This is a genomic window from Azospirillum soli (assembly GCF_017876165.1).
Taxonomy (GTDB): domain Bacteria; phylum Pseudomonadota; class Alphaproteobacteria; order Azospirillales; family Azospirillaceae; genus Azospirillum; species Azospirillum soli.
In genome coordinates this window covers 1-18,536 of record NZ_JAGINQ010000046.1, presented here as the reverse complement: position 1 = coordinate 18,536, position 18,536 = coordinate 1, and the positions used below count along the sequence as shown (strand labels likewise).

Sequence of the window (18,536 nt, the reverse complement as noted above, 5' to 3'; positions counted from 1 at the left end):
ATGTGGCGGCTCCATGCCGACCACGGACAGAAGCATGAGCCCTGCGACGAGATCACGGCGGGAGAGGCTTGACCGAACCGGCCCGATTACAGAAGGCGTACTTAACCATCCTCCCCCAAGGTTTGAGACAGTCTCCTGCCAATTCAGGGTGGCGCCATGCCCTCATGCACGCTGTCCGCCCAAGGCGTGTACTTTTTGTAGACGCCCTTGCCGGAAATTGGCGTTTGAGGTGAGTCGCCGCGCTGCCTAGCCTTTTGTCTGTCCGCGACGTGACGCGACCCCTCCACACCAACTCCGGACTGAAGACGATGAAGGAACTCCCGGTGGCAGGCACCGACTCTATCGCCGACCTCGTGATCCACGGGGGTGATGTCGTCACCTCCACGGCGCGTTTCCCGGCCAGCATCGCCATCAGCGGCGGCAAGATCGCCGCCATCGGCGCGCCGGAAACGATGCCGCGCGCGGCCGAAACGCTGGATGCGACCGGGCTCGCCATTCTGCCCGGGGGCATCGACGTCCATGTGCATTTCCGCGACCCGGGCTACACCCACAAGGAAGACTGGGCCAGCGGCACCATCGCCGCCGCGTTCGGTGGCGTAACGACCGTCTTCGACATGCCGAACACCATCCCGACCGTGGCGACGCCGGACGTCCTGGCCGCCAAGCACGCCATCGCCGCCGACAAGGCCTATGTCGATTACGGCCTCTACGCGGTGCTGGGCGAGGAATCGCTCGACCATGTCGAAGAGCTGGTCGAGGGCGGGGTGATCGGCTTCAAGCTCTACATGGGCAACACCTTCGGCCGCATCCCCTCGCCGGACACCGGCGCCATGCTGGAACTGTTCGAGCGCGTGGCACCGACCGGCATGCGCGTCAGCCTGCACGCCGAAACCAACACCATCATGGAACGGCGGGAGAAGCGCCTGCGCGAGGCCGGGCGCAACGATCCCCTGGCCCACCTCGACTCCCGCCCGGCGGTGGTGGCGGTGGAGGCGGTGGAGCGCGCCGCGACCCTGGCGGAATGGACCGGGGCGCGCATCCACATCCTTCACATCTCCTCCAAGGAGGAACTCCGCCCGCTGGCCGAGGCGAAGGCCCGTGGTGTGGACATCACTGGGGAAACCGGGCCGCACTACCTGATGCTGAGCACCGACGACTACGCGCGCTGCAAGGGCGTGATCCGCGTGAACCCGCCGGTGCGCGAGGCCGACTGTCACGAACCGCTGTGGAACGCGCTGAAGGACGGCACGATCGACATGATCGCCACCGACCATGCACCCCACACGCCGGAGGAAAAGACCCGTCCGGTGATCTGGAACTGCGACTGCGGCTTCCCCGGCGTCGAGACGCAGATGCCGCTGATGCTGACCGCCGTGGCGGAAGGCCGGATGGACATCCACACCTATGTCCGCGCCAGCTCGGAGGCCCCGGCCAAGAGCTTCGGCCTCTACCCGCAGAAGGGCGCCATTCTGCCGGGCGCCGACGCCGACTTCGCCATCTTCGACCTGTCGGAGGAATGGGTCATCGACGACTTCAATCTTCACTCCCTGTCCCGCATCTCCCCCTGGCATGGGCGCACGGTGAAGGGAAAGCTGAAGCACACGCTGGTCCGTGGGGCCTTCGTGGTGCGCGACGGCGCCCTGGTCGAGACCATGAAGGGCCATGGACACTCGGTCCACACCATCCAGCGCATGCCGCCGGCCGAGCCGCGCAACACCGACAAGACCATCGCGGCGGTCACCGCCGCCCCGGCCGACGCGGTGGCCACCGCCGACGCGCTCTGAGGGGAGGCCGGCCATGAGCGAACTTCTCGTCACCGCCGGCCCTTTCCGCTTCGAGGCGCGCTTCGAAACGGAAAAGGCCCCGAAAACGGTTGCCGCGCTTCGCGCGCGGCTTCCCTTCCGCAGCCGCGTCGTCCACGTCCGCTGGAGCGGCGAGGGCGTATGGGTGCCGCTGGGAGACACCGACTTCTCCGTCCCCTTCGAGAACCACACCAGCCACCCGGCGCCGGGCCAGATCATCCTGTACCCCGGCGGCATCAGCGAGACGGAAATCCTGCTGGCCTACGGCGGCGTCAGCTTTTCCAGCAAGGTCGGCCAGCTCGCCGGCAACCATGTCATCACCCTGACGTCCGGTCTGGAGAACCTGCCGGAGCTGGGCCGGCTGGTCCTGTGGGAAGGCGCCAAGGACTTCGAAATCGCCCTGCGCTGACCCGCACCGCCCTCTCCCCGTTCAGCAGGGAGAGGGCATCGGCGTGTTCAGGACGCGCCCCTCAGCGCCCAGCGTGGAAGCAGGGCGTGGATGCCTTTGTGCCGGTTCACCAGCTGCGTGACCCGCAGGTCGGCGGCGACGCTGCACAGGCGGTAGGCGTTTTCGGCGGACAGGCCGGTGCGGGCGGTGACCAGCGCGATCATGGCGCGCAGCGCCAGCCGGGCCGCCTCGTCCAGGTCCGGGTCGAAGCCCATCGTGATCATATGCTCCGCCGTTTCCGCCCAGGGTCCGGCCAGCGCCGCCCCCTTCACCAGCTCGACGCGCAGGCGTCCGGTCAGGCCGGTTTCGACGGCGGTCAGGCAGACCTCGCCATCGCCCTGGACGGCGTGCCCGTCGCCCACCGACAGCAGCGCGCCCTCCGTCCACACCGGCAGGTGCAGCACCGCACCCGCCGTCAGTTCCTTGTTGTCGATGTTGCCGCCGAAGGCACCGGGAATGATGGAGGTCAGCCGCCCGGCGGCCGGCGGCGGGGCGGTTCCGATGACGCCGAAGAAGGGGCGCGCGGGAATCTCCAGCCCCCAGGGCATCCGCACCACGCCGCGCGCGCGGTCGATGGGCAAGTGGACGCGCCCGCCCTCCGGCACCAGATCGGGCAGCGCCCCGGCGCCGGGGCGGATCAGGTTGAAGCCCCAATCCTCGCGCAGCGACACCTCCAGAATCTCGACCCGCAGCGCATCCCCCGGCTCCGCCCCGCGCACGGCGATCGGTCCCGTCATGATGTGCGGCCCCGGTCCGGGCTCCACGGCGTCGAGGACGCGGCGGTGCTCCGGCCGGACGGTCATGCCATGCCCGTCGGGCGGCAGATCCTCCGGCCCGCCGCTGATGGTGTGGATCGTCACGGTGTCGCCGCTGGCGATCTCGGCGACCGGCGGCAGCGTTCCGTCGAAGAATCCCCAATGCACACTTTCGGGAGTCGGGGCGAGGTCGAGCGGCATGGAATCGTCCTGACGAAAGAGAGAGCGGAAATCCGCTCAGCAGCAGGGGGCGGCGGCGTAATAGCGCCGCATGGCGTCCTCCAGCGCCGGCAGCGCGGCCTGGAGCGCGGCGCTGTCGGCCATGCCGGCGCGCAGCCGCGCCAGCAGCTCCGCCTGCACCGCCGCTTGGTCGATGCCGGTCACCCGGCCGCGACGCACGACGCTGCGCCCCGCGACGACGAGTTCGGCGATGTGGCCGGCGCCGGCGCGGGCGAACAGCAGGTCGCGCGGGCAGAGGCCGTCGAGCAGCCGGTCGGAATCGAGCGCGTCGGTGTCCAGCAGCAGCAGGTCGGCCGGCTGGCCGGGGGCGATGACGCCGCCCTCCTCCCGCCCGGTGACCGCCGCGCGCCCGTGGGCGAGCGCGATGCGCAGCATCTCCGCCTCGCTCACCGCGACGTCGAAGCCCCAGCCGCGATGCAGCGCGTTGGCGAGCCGCATCTCGCCCAGCGCATCGTCGTCCTCGTTCAGGGTAAGCCCGTCAAGGCCGAGCGCCACCCGGCAGCCCCGCGACACCATCTCGGCCAGCGGCGCGATGCCGGAGCGCAGACCGAGGTTGGACCCGGTGTTCACCGTCACGGTCACGCCGGTTTCGGCCAGGATGTCCATCTCGTCCGGCCGGATCCAGGTGCAGTGCGCCAGCGTGAGGCGCGGCGACAGCAGGCCGATCCGCTTCAGGTAGGGAAACAGACCGTCCGGGAACTGGCGGTCGGCCCAGTCGCGCTGGTAGCGCGTCTCCAGGCAGTGCATGTGGACGCGCCGCCCGCTGCGGGCGGAGGCGTCGGCCACGGCCTGCAACAGCTCCGGGGAGCACCATTGCACGCCGGTCGGGCCGAATTGCACGTTGACCAGATCGCCCTCCGCCGCGTCGGCGACTTCCTCCACCAGCCGGATCTGTTCGGCCGGGGAAAGCGGCGGTGCGGCGGCACGGCGCGCGAACTCCCGCTGCGCGTCTTCCGGCAGCAGGGCCAGAAGCTCTTCCGACGGGCCGTAGACCAGCGGGTTGCGGTCCTTCAGCGCCACCGCGAAGGCGATCCGCACCCCCACGTCGCGGGCGGCGCGGGCCACCTCCGCCGCTTCCTCCGGCAGCGGGGCCAGCCCCTGGGCGCGGGTGTAGTGCACCATCACGGCCCCGGCGCCGCCGAGCGCGCTGCGCCCCAGCGACGCGGCGGCGGCCAGATAGGGATCGACCGCCGGCAGCAGGGCCAGATACTGAAGCCAGACCTCCAGCGGCTTGCCCGCCGCCCCGAAGGAGCTGGACCGGACCGGCCGCCCGTGGTCGTGCGCGTTGACCAGGGCCGGCAGGGCGAACAGCCGCTCCGCCGCCTCCCCCGCCCCGCCCGGAGTCCGGTCCGCGCCCTCGACCGAGGCGATCCGCCCGTCGCGCAGCGTCAGCCGCCCCGGCCCCCGCGTTGCGTAATCGGGACCGTCGAGCAGGGCGGCGCAGGCGATGGAACGGATCGTCATCGGGAACCTCATCCGGCGGAGGGAACGGCGCGCCGCTCCGTCAGGGGCGGCAGGAAGGAGCGGTCGAAGACCTGGCCGGGCGCCGGCCGGGCCGGCAGCTTGTAGGCATCGGCCATCACCTGGATGGACCGCGCCAGCCGGTCGTCCGACAGGTCGCCCAGCCCGATCTCGCGCGTTTCCGGGGTTATCATCATGGCGTCGAAGGCGAACTGCAAGCGGCGCTGCTCGCTCTTGGCGTCGATCAGCGGCTCGACCCTGACCAGCGTCTTCACGGCGGCGGCCGGGTCGGCCATCACGTCCAGGACGGCCCGGTTGATGGCGCGCACCAGCCCCTTCACCGCCTGCGGCTTCTCGCGCGCCAGCGCCTGCGACACCATCACGCCGTTGGAGTAGAGGTCCAGCCCGTGGTCGGCGTAGCTGATCCAGCGGAAGCCGGTGTCGGGGTTCTGCCCCTGCTGGATCAGGTTGACGTAGCTGGTGACGTTGAAGACCAGCGAGGCGGCGACCTCGCCACGGATCAGCATCTGCTCCTGCAGATTGGCCTGCATGTTCAGCACCTCGACGCCGGACGGGTCGAGGCCGTTGCGCTCCAGCAGGGCGGGAAGCAGGCGGGTGGCGGCGCTGCCGGCCGGTCCGCCGACCTTCTTGCCGACGAGGTCCTTCACCCCCGTGATGCCGCTGTCCGCCTTGGTCAGCACCGCGAAGGGCGGCTTGTTGTAGATGTGGTAGACCATCACCGGCGCCTCGGCCGGCTTCTGGGCCGCCTGCTGGATGACGGCGTTGATGTCCCCGAAGCCGGCGTCGTAGGCGCCCGACATGATGCGCGTGATGGTCGCGGAGGAGCCTTCACCCTGGTCGATGGTGACGTCCAGCCCTTCCTCGCGGAAGTATCCCTTCTCCTGGGCGACGAAGTACCAAGCGTGGATGCCCTGATACTTCCAGTCCAGCGTGAAGCGGATCGGCGTGCGCTCCTGCGCGGCGGCCGGGGAGAACGGAACGGCCAGGGCGAGGCCGAGCCCCGCCAGAAGTGCTGCGCGGCGGGTGATGGTGAGCATGCCGATACTCCATGCCGATAAGGTGGGGCCGTTAAGGCGGGGGCCGATGAGGTGGGGTGACGGGGGAGATGAGGGCGGGGACGCGTCAGCCCGCCGCGAACTCGGTCTTGCGGCTGGCCCAGCCGGTCACGCGGCGCTCGACCAGCGAGAAGGCGACGTAGAGCGCGATGCCCAGGCCCGCCAGGATGAACAGACCCGCGAAGACCAGGGGGACGTTGAAGTTGGAGGAGGCGATCAGCATCATGTTGCCGACGCCGCGGTTGGACGCCACCGTCTCCGAGATCACCGTCCCGACGAAGGACAGGGTGACCGCCACCTTCAGCGACGCGAAGAAATAGGGCATCGCGCGGGGCAGCCCGACGTTCAGCAGGATATCGCGCTTCGACGCCTTCAGGGTGCGCAGCACGTCCTCCAGCTCCGGTTCGGTCGTGGCGAGGCCGGTCGCCATGTTCACCACCACCGGGAAGATCGAGATGACCATGGAGGTCAGCACCGCCGGCATCGTGCCCGATCCGAACCACAGGACGAAGATCGGGACCACCGCCACCTTGGGGATGGAGGAGAAGCCGACCAGCAGCGGGAAGGCGACGTTGTAGGCCAACCGGGAGGAGCCGATCAGCAGCCCGATCACCACCCCGGCCCCGACGCCCAGCGCGAAGCCCACCAGCGTGGTGTAGAGCGTCTGCACCGCGTGCGGCATCAGGGCCGGCCAGCGGTCGATCAGCGTGACGACGATCTGGCTGGGCCTCGGCAGGATGATCTCGCGGATACCGAAGACGATGCAGGAGACTTCCCAGAGGACGAAGACGCCGGCGATGAGGGCGACGGAGGCGAGCTTCTCGCGATTCACGGTGGTCATGACTGTCCTCCCGCGCCGCTCCGCGCGGCGACGATGAGCCCGCGCAGCGCGTGCGTCAGGTTGGTGAATTCCGGCTGGACGGTGGTGTCCAGCGTGCGCGGACGCGGGAAGTCCACGCGCTCGTCAACCAGGATGCGGCCGGGACGCGCGCTCATCACCATGATACGGTTGGCCAGGAAGGCGCTTTCACGCAGGTCGTGGGTGACCAGCAGCACGGTCGGCCGGCGCTCCATCCACAGGGTCTGCAGGGTGGCCCACAGCTCCTCGCGCGTGAACTGGTCCAGCGCGCCGAAGGGCTCGTCGAGCAGCAGGAGGGTCGGCTCATGGATCAGGGCGCGGCACAGCGAGGCGCGCTGCTGCATCCCGCCGGACAGCTGCCACGGGAACTTGTCCGCGAAGTCCAGCAGCCCGACCTTGGCGAGCAGGGCGTCGGCCCGGTCGCGGTACTCGCCGTTCCGCTTCTGCCGCCAGTCCTTGCGGAAGGGATGGGCGATCTTCAGCGGCAGCATCACGTTCTTGCGGATGCTGAGCCAGGGCAGCAGCGTCGGGTTCTGGAAGGCCATGCCGATGCGCACGTCCTCCGCCCCGACCTCGCGCCGGGCGACGAAGACATGGCCGCTGGTCGCCTTCAGCAGCCCGGCCACCAGCTTTAGGATGGTGGACTTGCCGCAGCCGGAGGGGCCGACCAGCGCGATGAAGTCGCCCTCGTCGATGCGGAAGCTGCTTTCGGCGAGCGCCTGGGTCGCCGCCGCGTCCCGCCCGTAGGCGACGGCGACGCGCTCGAACTCGATGATGGATCGCGCCGTTCCGGGGCGCGGGAGGCCGGCCGCCGTGGCGAGGTCGGCCGTTTCGGCCGGTATGGCGTTCTGCAGGAACATGGTCCGTCCTTCCGTCTTCTGGCCCACCGGTGGCGCGGTCACAGGGCCGCCCAGCCGCCGTCGACCGGCAGGTCCACGCCGGTGATCTGCCGCGATACGTCGCTCGCCAGGAAAAGGCAGGCGTTGGCCACGTCCTCGCCGGTGGACACGCGGCGCAGGGCGTAGTCGGCGGCGTGGCGCTCGGCGGCCTCCTCCTCGCTGATGCCCAGGCGGCGGGCCATCTCCGGGACGACCTTGCCACGGAAGCGCGGCCCTTCGACCATGCCGGGGGCGACGCAGTTGACGTTGACGTTGAAGGGACCGGCCTCCAGCGCGAAGGACTTGGTGATGCCGCGCAAGCCCCACTTGGACGCCGAATAGGCCATCCGGCCCGCCCGCCCGCGCATCCCGAAGGTGCCGCCGACGTTGACGATCTTGCCGTGCCGCTGGGCGGCGAAGGCCGGCATGACGGCACGCATGGTGTTGAAGCAGCCGGTCATGTTGAGCGTGACGATCTCGTCGAATTCCTCCTGGCTGGTCTCCCATCCGGTCTTGCCGATGGGGCCGGAGCCGCCGGCGACGTTGACGAGCACGTCGATCCGGCCATAGGTCGCCAGCGTCCGCTCCGCCGCGCCCTGGCACTGGCGCTCGTCGGTGATGTCGCAGGGGATGACGATGGCCTCCCCGCCCCCGGCGCGGACCCGGGCCGCGACCGGTTCGATGGCGGCGGTGTCGCGCCCGATCAGGGCCAGGCGGCAGCCCTCGCCGGCGAAGGCCATCGTCACCGCCTCGCCCATGCCCTTCGCCGGGCCGGTGATGAGGACGACCCGCCCCTTCAGATCCAGATTCATCGTCTTAGCCCTTCATTCTTCGGTGGAGGCCGTTCTTCTGTTGAGGCGCGTCACTGGACGACGCGGCTGGGGCGGTCGGCGCGGGGCGGCAGGTAGGCGTCGGTGAAGACGTCCGACGCCTTCGGCGTCCTCTCCAGCCCGTTCGCCTTGACCACGATCTCGATTGAGCGCTGGAAACGCGCCGGATCCACGTCGCCCAGCCCGATCCGCGCGATCTCCGGATGGTTCATCTCCTGCTGGATGGTGGCGACGGTGCGTTCGACCTCGACCTTCTCGTTCAGCAGGGGTTCGCGCTTCATCACCGCCTTCGTGGCGTTTGCCGGGTCGGCGATCATGTCCTTGGTGGCGCGGTTGATGGCGCGCAGGAGGCCTTTCACCGCCTCGCCGTTCTCCTTGGCGAAGGCGCGCGAGACCACGATGGCGTTGGAATAGAGATCCATGCCGTAGTCGCCGTATTTGATGAAGCGGAAGTCCTTTTCCGGATTCATCCCGGCGGCCTTGGCGCCGAAGGTGATGGTGTTGACGTAGCCGAGCACGCCGTCCACCTGCCCGCGCATCAGCATCTGCTCGCGCAGGTTTGCCTGCATGTTGGTCAGCGTGACCTTCCCGGCGTCGATTCCGGCCATGGAGGCGAAGGCGGGGAACAGCTTCAGCGCGCCGTCGTTGGCCGGGCTGCCGATGGTCTTGCCTTCCAGATCCTTGGGCGTGCGGATCGGCCCGTCCGCCTTCACGGCGACGGTGAAGGGCGGCGTGTTGTACATCATGAAGACGGCGATGGGCGCCTCGTCCGGCGACTTGGCGGCGAGCGTGATGAGGGAGTTGATGTCCCCGAAGCCGACGTCGTAGGAGCCGGTCGCCACCTTCGTGATGGACGCGCCGGAGCCCTCGCCCTGGTCGATGGTAACCTTCAGCCCCTCCGCCTTGAAGTAGCCGTTGTCCTCGGCCAGCAGGATCAGCGCCTGGGGGCCCTGGTACTTCCAGTTGAGGACCATCTTGACGGGCGTCTCCGCCATCGCGGCGCCGGTGCCCCCGAAGGAGCCGCCAACCACGCCGAACAGAACGCCCGCCAAAGCCGCGGGCCAGGTGTGCAACGGTGTTCCCATGAGGCCGCGATCTCCCGTGAAGTGTGGCAGGAAGCCCGCCGGCCGAGTTCGTCCGGCTTGGCGCGTCCTGGAGACGAGAGAAGGCTATGCGTGCACGAACGGCACCTCAAACGCTGATTTTTTGCTAGGGTGGTGACGAAAAGTATACACCGGGGGGAGTTGGCCGGCATGAGGCACCTGCGTATCTGGCGCTATGTGGACGAGGCGGCGCGGTTCGGGTCGCTGCGCAAGGCGGCGGAGCATCTGAACATCACCCCCTCCGCGTTGCAGCGGCGCATCCAGGACGTGGAGGAGGACCTGGGAGCGGCGATCTTCGAACGGTCGGCCCAAGGCATCCGCCTGACCGCCGCAGGGGAGAGCTTCATCCGCTGGGTGCGCGCCCAGGCCGCCGATCTGGAGCGCGTGCGCTCGCAGATTGAGGACCTGTCGGGGATGCGGCGGGGCCATGTGCGGATCGCCTGCAGCCAGGCGCTGGTCAGCTCCTTCCTCGCCGACGAGATATCGACCTTCCGGGAGCAGTATCCGCTGGTCAGCTTTGAGATACTGGTGGTCCCCCAGGGCGCGGCGCTGAAAATGCTCGCCGACTTCGAAGCCGACATCGCCATCATCTTCAGCCCACGCCGGACGGCGGAATTCCAGCCGTTGATGACGCTCGGCCAGCGGGTCGTCGCCATCATGGCCGCCGACCACCCTCTGGTGGGCCGGCCGAGCCTGCGTCTGCGCGACTGCGCCCCCTACCCCATCGCCCTGCCGGACGCGAGCTTCGGGACGCGCGCCATCCTGGACGAGCTGCTGGCCGTCAGCTCCACGAAATTGTCGGTGGTCCTGGAATCAAATTCCTTCGAGATGCTGCGCAACCTCGCCCGCACGGGGGAGGTGGTGACCTTCCAGATCGAAATCGGGGCACCCTCGCCGATTCTTGACCCGGGCCTGGCGGTGATCCCGTTGAGCGACGTCGATCTCGCCCACGGGCCGCTGGTGCTGGGGCAGCAGAAGGGCCGCACCCTGCCGGTCGCCGCCGCCAAGTTCGCCGAGCAACTCTCCCGCCGCCTCGATGAGATGCGCCGGACGCCTCAGTTGGCCTGACCAGAGGATCCAGTGGAACGCGCTAAACCGAAAGCGGAACCGCCGGTGGCCTTCGGACGGACTTTGGTGCAGAGAAACTCTTTCAAAGCACGGCGGAGGCCATCGACGGTACTGTCAGGTTAGCTTCGGCTGCCGCAGATTCGTGCAATTTCCGATTTGGTCGCGCTCGAAACCGGGGAAAATCCTTGCCGCTGATGCCGGTTGGGGAGCTGTTTGTTCCGTCTGCGCCACGGCTTTGGGCTCAACTCGACCATACCTTTGGCCGGCAAACATATGGTCTAGGCCCATCCCGAGGCCCCTGGCCGGATTTGTCCAACAAGGCCGTTCAACCCGCCTTCATGGCCGCCACCTTCGCCAGGACCTCGTTCACAAAGGCATTGACATCCGAGAACGCGTCCCAGGAGGCTGGTGACGACGCTCACAGCCCGACCAGACCGCCCCCGGAGCAACACCCTACTTCAGCTCCAGGCAGTACACCGCCTTACACTCGCCAAGGCAAGCCCATCACGAACAGCCTCTGAATACCCCAATTCACTTTTTACCCCATTTTTGCTCCAGTTTGTTAGCTTTGCTCATCATTGGGGCGTGCGGATGGTCCGGAATCGATGTCGTCAAGCTCAGAGTTGGAAGGCACTCCGTCCTTTCATTTCGATTCCTCAGCCATGTCGTCGTCCGAAGAGGCGTATTGGGCTTGGCGTGACATCGTGTCGGTGCTGTTCGATGTCGCGGTGCCCGACACCGACGCTGTCAGCGCCTTCCGGATCAAGGTCGACAGCTATCACCTGGGGCCGCTCCTCGTCGGCAGCGTGGCGTCGAATGCCCAGCTGTTCCGCCGCTCCCCCGCGACCATCGCGCGCAGTGGTGTCGATCATTATTTCGTGCAGCTCTATACGCAGGGCGGGTACGCGGGAGAGGCCGAGGGGCATCCCATCCGCCTCGAACCAGGCGACGTCAGTGTCCTTGATCTTTCGCAGACGTTGCAGACGCAGGCCGAGGATTTCTCCAACATAACGTTCGTCGTGCCACGCCCGGTGCTGGCGCCGTTGTTGAAAAATTCCGATGGGCTGCACGGCATGGTGCTATCGGGCCGGTCCGGGCTGGGCTATCTGCTCGCCAACTACATGCGGACGGTGTACGCCACGGTAGGCTCCCTGACCCCTGAGGAAGGAGCAGGGATCACCCAGGCGACGGCCAGTCTGATTGCCGGTTGTTTCGGCCCGGCAACCGAGGCGCGGGAGGTGGCTGCTGTTGGCCAGAAGAAGGCGCTGTTTCTCGCCATCAAGCGTTACATCGACGAGAACTTGGCGTCCCCCGAATTGACGGCGGATCTTCTCGTGCGCGAGTTCCGTGTGTCGCGGGCCACGCTTTTCCGCATGTTTGAGCCGCTGGGCGGGCTGGCAGGGTACATCCGCGACCGCCGCCTGTTCCGCTGCTTTGCTGAGATCACGTCGCCGGCCAACGCACATCGATCGATCGGCGACCTTGCCTACAATTGGGGCTTCGGCAACGAGGCGGCGTTCAGCCGTGCTTTCCGGCGGGCCTTCGACATGTCGCCACGCGAAGCCCGCTCCGCGGCCACCGACGCCCGGCGCGCCGTCCATCAGCGGCTGTTTGCCTCGCGTGGCCCGGCCATGCGGGTGCTGCCGGAATGGATCCGACATCTCCAGGCGTGACGCGATTGCTCCGCCACCTCGCTTCCCAATCTGAGACATACGGCAAAGTGTTTGAGACTGAGGGCAAAGTACGGCGCTTCTCAATCCATTAGCATAAACCCTCAATCAAGCCGTGCTTCGGCCCGGGCGTTTCTTGTGCGGGCTTGACGGAACCGCAGGCACCCGAATATGGGCAGGCTGTCTTTTCTTAAGGTACTTTCATGATCAATGGCCGCTTCTCCTCACCGCTCCAGCAAACCACCGCTCCCGGAGCCTGGGAGGAGATGTCGGAGGCAGCGGACGCCAGCCTTGCCCCCCAGGTGCTGCGCACCGTCGATCCTGCCGCCAATGGCGGCCGCAAGGAGGTGGTGTTCGTCGACACCGGCGTTGCGGACTGGCGCAAGCTGGCAGATGGTGTGAAGGCCGGCATCGAAGTGGTGCTGCTGGACGGCGTGGAGGACCGCCTGTCGCAGATGGCAACGTGGGCGAAAGCCCATTCCGGATACGATGCCATCCACATCCTGTCCCATGGAGTTGAAGGGCGGATCCGTCTGGGTGAGATGGTTCTGGACACGCCGGCCTTGACCGCGCGCGCCGGCGATCTGACGGAATTGGGGACGGCGCTGAATCCCGGCGGCGACCTGCTGCTGTATGGCTGCGATGTGGCCAGGGGATCGGCTGGGCAGCAGTTCGTCGCCAATCTGGCGTCGGTTACCGGTGCCGACGTGGCGGCATCGGATGACGAAACTGGCGGCAACACCGGCGGCGACTGGGATCTCGAAGTGCGGAGGGGAGCCATAGAGGCGGCTTCGCCCTTCCTCGCCCCCGATACCGCCATGCCGCTGCTTGCCGCCCCTCCGGCCGACGGGACCAATCTTGCGTGGATGACCTTCAACACCGACATCTACAATAGGCTTTTCACCAACGACTATTTCACCGTCATCGCGTCGGCGGCATTGGAGACCGCCGGTGGCTGGAGGTTCACCACTGGCTTCACCTATCCTCAATACAGAACCATTACCGTCTTCGGTTCCGGCACATTCGATGTCACTTCCGCTTTGGCAGCTTGGCACACCGCAGCCCCCGGGGTCCAGCAAGCCAACTATCGCTTCTTCGGGTACAAAGCAGGCGTCAAAACCGGCGAGGCCATTTATTCAGTATCAGACAACAACAGCCTCTACGATTACGGAGGCTTTTCCACCGGCTTTGATGACATCGATACGCTGGTGATCAGACTGCAAGAGTTCCGATCGTCGTTCCCTGGTGATCAGCCGATATTGGACGAACTCATCATTGGCGACGTCAAACCGGGCGAAGCCAGCAACAGCGCGGCACCGCCGCTGCTCAACGACAGTGCCGACAGTGGTCGCAGCAAGATAGACAACATTACGAACTCGCTCTCCACCGGTTTCTATGGCTTTGCGAGGCCAGGAACCGGCACGGTGACCCTGTTTGATGACGCCAACAACAACGCGGTCATGGATGACGGGGAGTGGCGCGCCACAACGGTCTCCATAACAAACAACCGGTGGGGAATCTCGAGTTCCCTTGCCGAAGGCACTCACTACATCCGGAGCTTTGAGACAAGTTCCACCGGCAGCGCCGGCGGCGTTTCAGCGGCGACCGTCGTCACCGTCGACCGCCAAGCCCCCGCAATGTCGGTCGCAACGTTGGCTGCGGCCGATTCCGGCCGCAGCGACAGCGACGGCGTGACCAACGACGCCCGGAAGGCATTTCGAATAACAACCGAGGCAGACTCTCAAATCCTCTTCCGGTGGGATGGCGCCGCTGGTTCGCAGTCCGGCGGCGGGATCGGCACGGGTACAGAGCAAATCTTTACCGCCAGCGATCCCGATGAATTCTTTGCGACGGACGGCTCCTACGAGATTCCGATCAGCGTTACGGACGTTGCCGGCAACATCACCACCACAACCCTGACCATCGTCGTTGACACTGTGGCGCCAAGCGCACCCGTGGCGCCCAGCCTGGCCGCCGGAAGCGACAATGGCGTCAGCGACAGCGACGGCATCACCACCGTCACTGCGCCGACCCTTGCCGGCACGGCGGAAGCCAATGCCATCGTGCGGCTTTATGCGGACGGCGTGGAGGCGGGCCATGCGACCGCCGACGGCGACGGCTTGTACGAGATCACCAGCACCACCCTGGCGACGGGCACCCACGCCCTGTCCGTCACGGCGGAGGACCTCGCCGGAAATGTGAGCGGGTCCTCGACGGCGCTGCTGGTCACCATCCTCAACCAAGCGCCGACCGTCACCATGCCGACGGCGATTACCTTTACCGACACGGAGGCGGCCGACACCTTCGCCGGTACGGCCAATCTGTCCGGCACGCTGAGCGCTACCGATGCCGACGTCGGCGACACCATCACGTCCTATGGCATTTCGAGCCCAACCAGCACCAGCGCAGGCTACACCGACAACGGCGTCACCTACGACATTTCAAAGTCCGGCACGCACGGCACGCTGTACGTCGAAAGCACGACCGGCAAGTACGTCTTCGTGCCCAACGCCACGGCGCTCAACGGCGCGGCCGGCGCGACCAGCGAGAGCTTCACGGTCACCGCCACGGACAACCGGTCGGGGACGGGGAGCGCGACGCTGACCGTCACCGTCAACGGGGTCAATGACGCGCCGGTGCTCGGCGTGCCGGCGGCAATCAGCCTGACCGACACGGCGGCGGCTGACACGTTCGGCAATCAGGCCGGCTCGTTGAGCATGACCGATGCCGAGGGCACAACACCGACCTACGGCATCGACGCCGGCACAACGGGCGGCTCGACCGCCATCGGCGGCACGGTCTACGACGTGTCGAAGGCAGGGAGCTACGGCACGCTCTATGTCAACAGCACGACCGGCGCCTACGTCTATGTGCCGACCGCGTCGGCGGTCGAGGGCCTGACCGCTGACGCCGGCGAAAGCTTCACGGTCACCGTGGCGGACGGCCAGGGCGGCACCGACGGCCAGACGCTGGCGGTCAACATCGCCGCCGCCAACGACGCGCCGACGGTCACCGGTTCCATCAGTTCGACGGCACTCGACGACAACGCAGGCGCGACCGCGCTGTTCGGCGACGTCACCATCGGCGATGCGGACGCCGGCGAGGACGACCTGACGGTAGAGATTCGGCTGGGCACGCCCGCGGCCGGCACGCTGTCCGGCGGCGGCTTCACCGAGACCGGGCCGGGTACCGGCGTCTACCGGCTGTCCGGCCAGACGGCGGCCTCGGCCACCGTTGCGCTGGACAGCATGACCTTCACGCCGACCAGCAACGGCGGCTCCTCGGGCACGTTCTCGACCAGCTTCACCATCGCCGTCAACGACCAGACGGCCGCCGAGATCACGGGTGACATCGGCACCGTCACCACCACCCGGATCAACGATGCGCCCGTGCTGTCCGACGCTACGCTGTCGCTGACCGGCGTTGCGCAGAATGCCGGCGCACCGTCCGGGCCCGTGGGCACGCCGGTGTCCGGTCTTGTCGCGATTGGCACCAACGTCACCGATGCCGACAGCGGTGCGGCCACCGGCATAGCCCTGGTCGGGGTGGACACCTCCGACGGCGGGACGTGGTACTGGACCGCCGACGGCGGCACCAACTGGACCGCCGTTGGCACGGTGGACGACACCGCCAACGCGCTGCTGCTGCGCCCGTCGGACCGGCTGTACTACGATCCCAGCGGCAACACCGCCGGCACGCTCGGCAGCGCCGTAACCTTCCGCGCCTGGGATCAGACGAGCGGCACCGCCGGCGACAAGGTCGCTCCGACCGGCACCGCCTTTTCCGCCGCCACCGACACGGCCAGCCTGACCATCCTGCCAGTGGGCCCAGGCGCCCCCGACCTCGATGCTGGTAGCGACAGCGGCACCGACACCGACGACATCACCAACGCCACCTCCGCCACATTCTCCGGCTCCGGCGCGAACGCCAACGCCGAGGTGCGCCTCTACGTCGGCTCGATGCGGGTGGCCACCACGACCGCCGACGGCTCGGGCGGCTATACATTCTCGAACGTCGACGTTTCCAGCTTTGCTGGCGTCACGACCTTTACCACGCGCCAGATGGCGAGCGGGAACGAGAGCGCCGGTTCCACCGGCCTGACCGTTACCTTCGACCGCGATGCGCCTGCCGTGGCGATCACTTCGGCGACGCTGACCAACGCCAGCACGCCTGTGATCACCGGCACCGCCGAGGCCGGCGCCAGCATCGTCCTGACGGTGGCCGGCGCCACCTACACCACGACGGCGCCGGGTGGTATCTGGAGCGTCGACACCGCCACGGCCCACTCCGGCACCCTGGCGCTCGACGCTAACGGCGCGAACAGTGTGTCGGTGACCGCCAGCGATGCCGCGGGCAACACCGCCTCGGCCAATCAGACACTGGTCGTGGACACCACCGCGCCGACAATGACCGCGCTGGCTCCTGCCGACAACGCCACCGGTGTGGCGACCAGCGCCAATCTGGTCCTGACCTTCTCAGAGGCTGTGCAGCCGGCCAGCGGCGCGGCGGTGCTCATCAAGCGCGTCGACACCGGGGCCACGGTCAGCAGCATCGCCCTGTCCGACACCTCCCAGGTCATCAGGTCCGGGAATCAGATCACCATCAACCCGGCCGGCGATTTCAGCTCTTCGACCGCGTACTACGTCGAGCTTGCGGGCGATGCGATCCTGGACAGCGCCGGAAATGCGTACGCCGGGCTGAGCGGCAGCGCTGCCTACAACTTCACCACCGAGGACGTTCCGCCGCCCACCGGCGATGGGGATGGCGGGAGTGGCGGCACGACGACCGGTGGTAGCACCGTACAGATGACGGTGAGCAACACCGGCGGCATACCGCTCTCAGTGCCGATCACCGAGAGCGGCTTGCCCGGCGCCACGGTTACCGCACAGTTACCGGCCGGCATCGGCCTGACCGTCAACGGGCCGCGGGGGCCGGTCGGCAAGAGCGAGGCGGCGGGCACGCTGAGCGCGGCTGTGACGGCGCTGGAAAGCGACCCGGTGCAACAGGCCACGCTCACCAGCGCCATCGTAAGTTACGCCGCCTCGTTGCCGAATGGTGCCAGTCTGATGGTGCGCACGGTGACACCGACGGTGGCCGCCGGCACGGCGCCGGGTGCGCCGATCACCATCACCGGCGGTGGTGCCGGCGGAGAGGCGCTGGTCATCAACACCCGCAATTTGCCATCGGGGACGGTGCTGAACATCGACAATGTCGGCTTCGTCGTGATCGTCGGCAGCGTGCAGGTGGGCGGCGGCGCCGGTTCACAGTACGCGGTCGGTGATGCGTCCGGGCAGTACATGGTGCTGGGGGCCGACGACGACACGCTGCGCGGCGGTGACGGCGACGACTTCGTCGGCTCGCTCGGAGGCAACGACTGGCTCTACGGCGACGGTGGCAACGACACCGTGCAGGGCGGCGGCGACAACGATTCCCTGTTTGGCGGTTCCGGCAGCGACCTCGTCTTCGGCAATCGCGGCGGCGACCTGCTGTTCGGCAACATGGGGGCCGACACGCTGTTCGGTGGCTTGGACAACGACACGCTGTTCGGCGGGCGCGACAATGACGCCGTGCATGGAGACGATGGCGGCGACGTGGCCTTCGGCGATGCCGGAGACGACACGCTGTGGGGTGGTGGTGACAGCGACGCCCTGTCGGGCGGCGACTGCGGCGACCTTCTGTTCGGCAACATCGGCCGCGACATCCTGTTCGGCAACATGGGAGCAGACGTGTTGTTCGGCGGCCTGGACAATGACACGCTGTTCGGCGGACGCGACGACGACGTGCTGTTTGGCGACGTGGGCAACGATGTGCTGTCCGGCGACATCGGCAACGACACGCTGACCGGTGGGGCGGGGGCTGACCGTTTCGTCTTAGCCATCGGCAGCGGCAACGATCGCATCACCGACTTCGACGCGGCAGCCGGCGACCGTATTGGCCTCGGCGCTGGCCAGACCTACACCGTTGCCGCGAATGGTGCCGGGGAGGCGGTGATCGTCCTTTCCGACACGGACAGCGTCACGCTGGCCGGCGTCCGGCGAGAGCAGGTGCAGGCCGACTGGTTCGTCTTCGGCTGACGAGGCGGCAGTGTCCATGGTCGAGGCCATCCCCGGCAGCACCGTCAATTCGTTGAAGCTGGCGTTGCTGTTCGACGCAGTTTGGCCGACGACCTCGGCCCACGCGGCGAAGGCTTGGGCGCAGGCCACACGGCAGTCGGTGGAGCGGTGGTCGGGACATGGCGTATCACGGGGGGCGGCATGGCGAGAGAGCCGGGCACGCTCCGTCCGTAGCCAAGTCTCCAGGGCATCCGCCAGGGGGACGCCGAGTTCCTGGCGCGCGGCCAGCCTCT

Annotated in this window: 13 protein-coding genes; 6 read left to right on the top strand and 7 right to left on the bottom strand. The window is 67.7% G+C overall.

The features are described from left to right. Window positions 1-323 precede the first annotated feature (323 nt). Window positions 324-1,784, top strand: coding sequence for a dihydroorotase (locus J2852_RS30790; protein WP_343206855.1), 1,461 nt, complete (start codon window positions 324-326; stop codon window positions 1,782-1,784). 13 nt (window positions 1,785-1,797) lie between these two features. Beyond that, complete coding sequence (locus tag J2852_RS30785; protein WP_209883031.1) at window positions 1,798-2,211, top strand: DUF3830 family protein; 414 nt, start codon at window positions 1,798-1,800, stop codon at window positions 2,209-2,211. A 47-nt stretch (window positions 2,212-2,258) separates the two neighbouring features. Here the strand turns inward: J2852_RS30785 and J2852_RS30780 are convergent, their stop codons facing one another. The 7 genes from J2852_RS30780 to J2852_RS30750 form a co-directional block, all read right to left on the bottom strand. Beyond that, on the bottom strand, window positions 2,259-3,206 hold the full coding sequence (locus J2852_RS30780; protein ID WP_209883029.1) for an acetamidase/formamidase family protein: 948 nt from the start codon (window positions 3,204-3,206) through the stop codon (window positions 2,259-2,261). A 36-nt stretch (window positions 3,207-3,242) separates the two neighbouring features. Continuing rightward, window positions 3,243-4,709, bottom strand: coding sequence for an amidohydrolase family protein (locus J2852_RS30775; RefSeq protein WP_209883027.1), 1,467 nt, complete (start codon window positions 4,707-4,709; stop codon window positions 3,243-3,245). An 8-nt stretch (window positions 4,710-4,717) separates the two neighbouring features. Then, window positions 4,718-5,764: an ABC transporter substrate-binding protein gene (locus J2852_RS30770; protein ID WP_209883025.1), complete on the bottom strand. Its 1,047-nt coding sequence runs from the start codon at window positions 5,762-5,764 to the stop codon at window positions 4,718-4,720. An 85-nt stretch (window positions 5,765-5,849) separates the two neighbouring features. Next, complete coding sequence (locus tag J2852_RS30765) at window positions 5,850-6,623, bottom strand: ABC transporter permease (RefSeq protein ID WP_209883023.1); 774 nt, start codon at window positions 6,621-6,623, stop codon at window positions 5,850-5,852. Then, on the bottom strand, window positions 6,620-7,501 hold the full coding sequence (locus tag J2852_RS30760; protein WP_209883021.1) for an ABC transporter ATP-binding protein: 882 nt from the start codon (window positions 7,499-7,501) through the stop codon (window positions 6,620-6,622). Before J2852_RS30760 ends, J2852_RS30765 begins: the two co-directional genes overlap by 4 nt. A gap of 38 nt (window positions 7,502-7,539) precedes the next feature. Next, the gene (locus J2852_RS30755) at window positions 7,540-8,331 is read right to left on the bottom strand and encodes an SDR family NAD(P)-dependent oxidoreductase (protein ID WP_209883020.1); all 792 of its coding nucleotides are present in this window, start codon (window positions 8,329-8,331) and stop codon (window positions 7,540-7,542) included. 50 nt (window positions 8,332-8,381) lie between these two features. After that, window positions 8,382-9,434 (bottom strand): ABC transporter substrate-binding protein, encoded by a 1,053-nt coding sequence (locus J2852_RS30750; RefSeq protein ID WP_209883018.1) that lies wholly within the window; start codon window positions 9,432-9,434, stop codon window positions 8,382-8,384. Window positions 9,435-9,602: 168 nt separating this feature from the next. On the opposite strand from J2852_RS30750, the gene J2852_RS30745 reads away from it, so the two are divergent. From J2852_RS30745 to J2852_RS30730, 4 genes are all read left to right on the top strand, one after another. Further along, on the top strand, window positions 9,603-10,520 hold the full coding sequence (locus tag J2852_RS30745; protein WP_209883016.1) for a LysR family transcriptional regulator: 918 nt from the start codon (window positions 9,603-9,605) through the stop codon (window positions 10,518-10,520). 662 nt (window positions 10,521-11,182) lie between these two features. Next, window positions 11,183-12,193 carry a helix-turn-helix domain-containing protein gene (locus J2852_RS30740; protein WP_209883014.1) on the top strand — a complete coding sequence of 337 codons (1,011 nt, stop codon included), beginning with the start codon at window positions 11,183-11,185 and terminating at the stop codon, window positions 12,191-12,193. A gap of 200 nt (window positions 12,194-12,393) precedes the next feature. Then, complete coding sequence (locus J2852_RS30735; RefSeq protein ID WP_209883012.1) at window positions 12,394-18,264, top strand: DUF4347 domain-containing protein; 5,871 nt, start codon at window positions 12,394-12,396, stop codon at window positions 18,262-18,264. A gap of 10 nt (window positions 18,265-18,274) precedes the next feature. Further along, window positions 18,275-18,536, top strand: a 262-nt coding sequence (locus J2852_RS30730) for a hypothetical protein (protein WP_209883035.1), incomplete at its 3' end; no start/stop codon positions are given.

Coding starts and splice junctions, on each gene's coding strand:
- J2852_RS30785 (WP_209883031.1), top strand. CDS start 1,798: ATGAGCGAACTTCTCGTCACCGCCGGCCCTTTCCGCTTCGAGGCGCGC.
- J2852_RS30780 (WP_209883029.1), bottom strand. CDS start 3,206: ATGCCGCTCGACCTCGCCCCGACTCCCGAAAGTGTGCATTGGGGATTC.
- J2852_RS30775 (WP_209883027.1), bottom strand. CDS start 4,709: ATGACGATCCGTTCCATCGCCTGCGCCGCCCTGCTCGACGGTCCCGAT.
- J2852_RS30770 (WP_209883025.1), bottom strand. CDS start 5,764: ATGCTCACCATCACCCGCCGCGCAGCACTTCTGGCGGGGCTCGGCCTC.
- J2852_RS30765 (WP_209883023.1), bottom strand. CDS start 6,623: ATGACCACCGTGAATCGCGAGAAGCTCGCCTCCGTCGCCCTCATCGCC.
- J2852_RS30760 (WP_209883021.1), bottom strand. CDS start 7,501: ATGTTCCTGCAGAACGCCATACCGGCCGAAACGGCCGACCTCGCCACG.
- J2852_RS30755 (WP_209883020.1), bottom strand. CDS start 8,331: ATGAATCTGGATCTGAAGGGGCGGGTCGTCCTCATCACCGGCCCGGCG.
- J2852_RS30750 (WP_209883018.1), bottom strand. CDS start 9,434: ATGGGAACACCGTTGCACACCTGGCCCGCGGCTTTGGCGGGCGTTCTG.
- J2852_RS30745 (WP_209883016.1), top strand. CDS start 9,603: ATGAGGCACCTGCGTATCTGGCGCTATGTGGACGAGGCGGCGCGGTTC.
- J2852_RS30740 (WP_209883014.1), top strand. CDS start 11,183: ATGTCGTCGTCCGAAGAGGCGTATTGGGCTTGGCGTGACATCGTGTCG.
- J2852_RS30735 (WP_209883012.1), top strand. CDS start 12,394: ATGATCAATGGCCGCTTCTCCTCACCGCTCCAGCAAACCACCGCTCCC.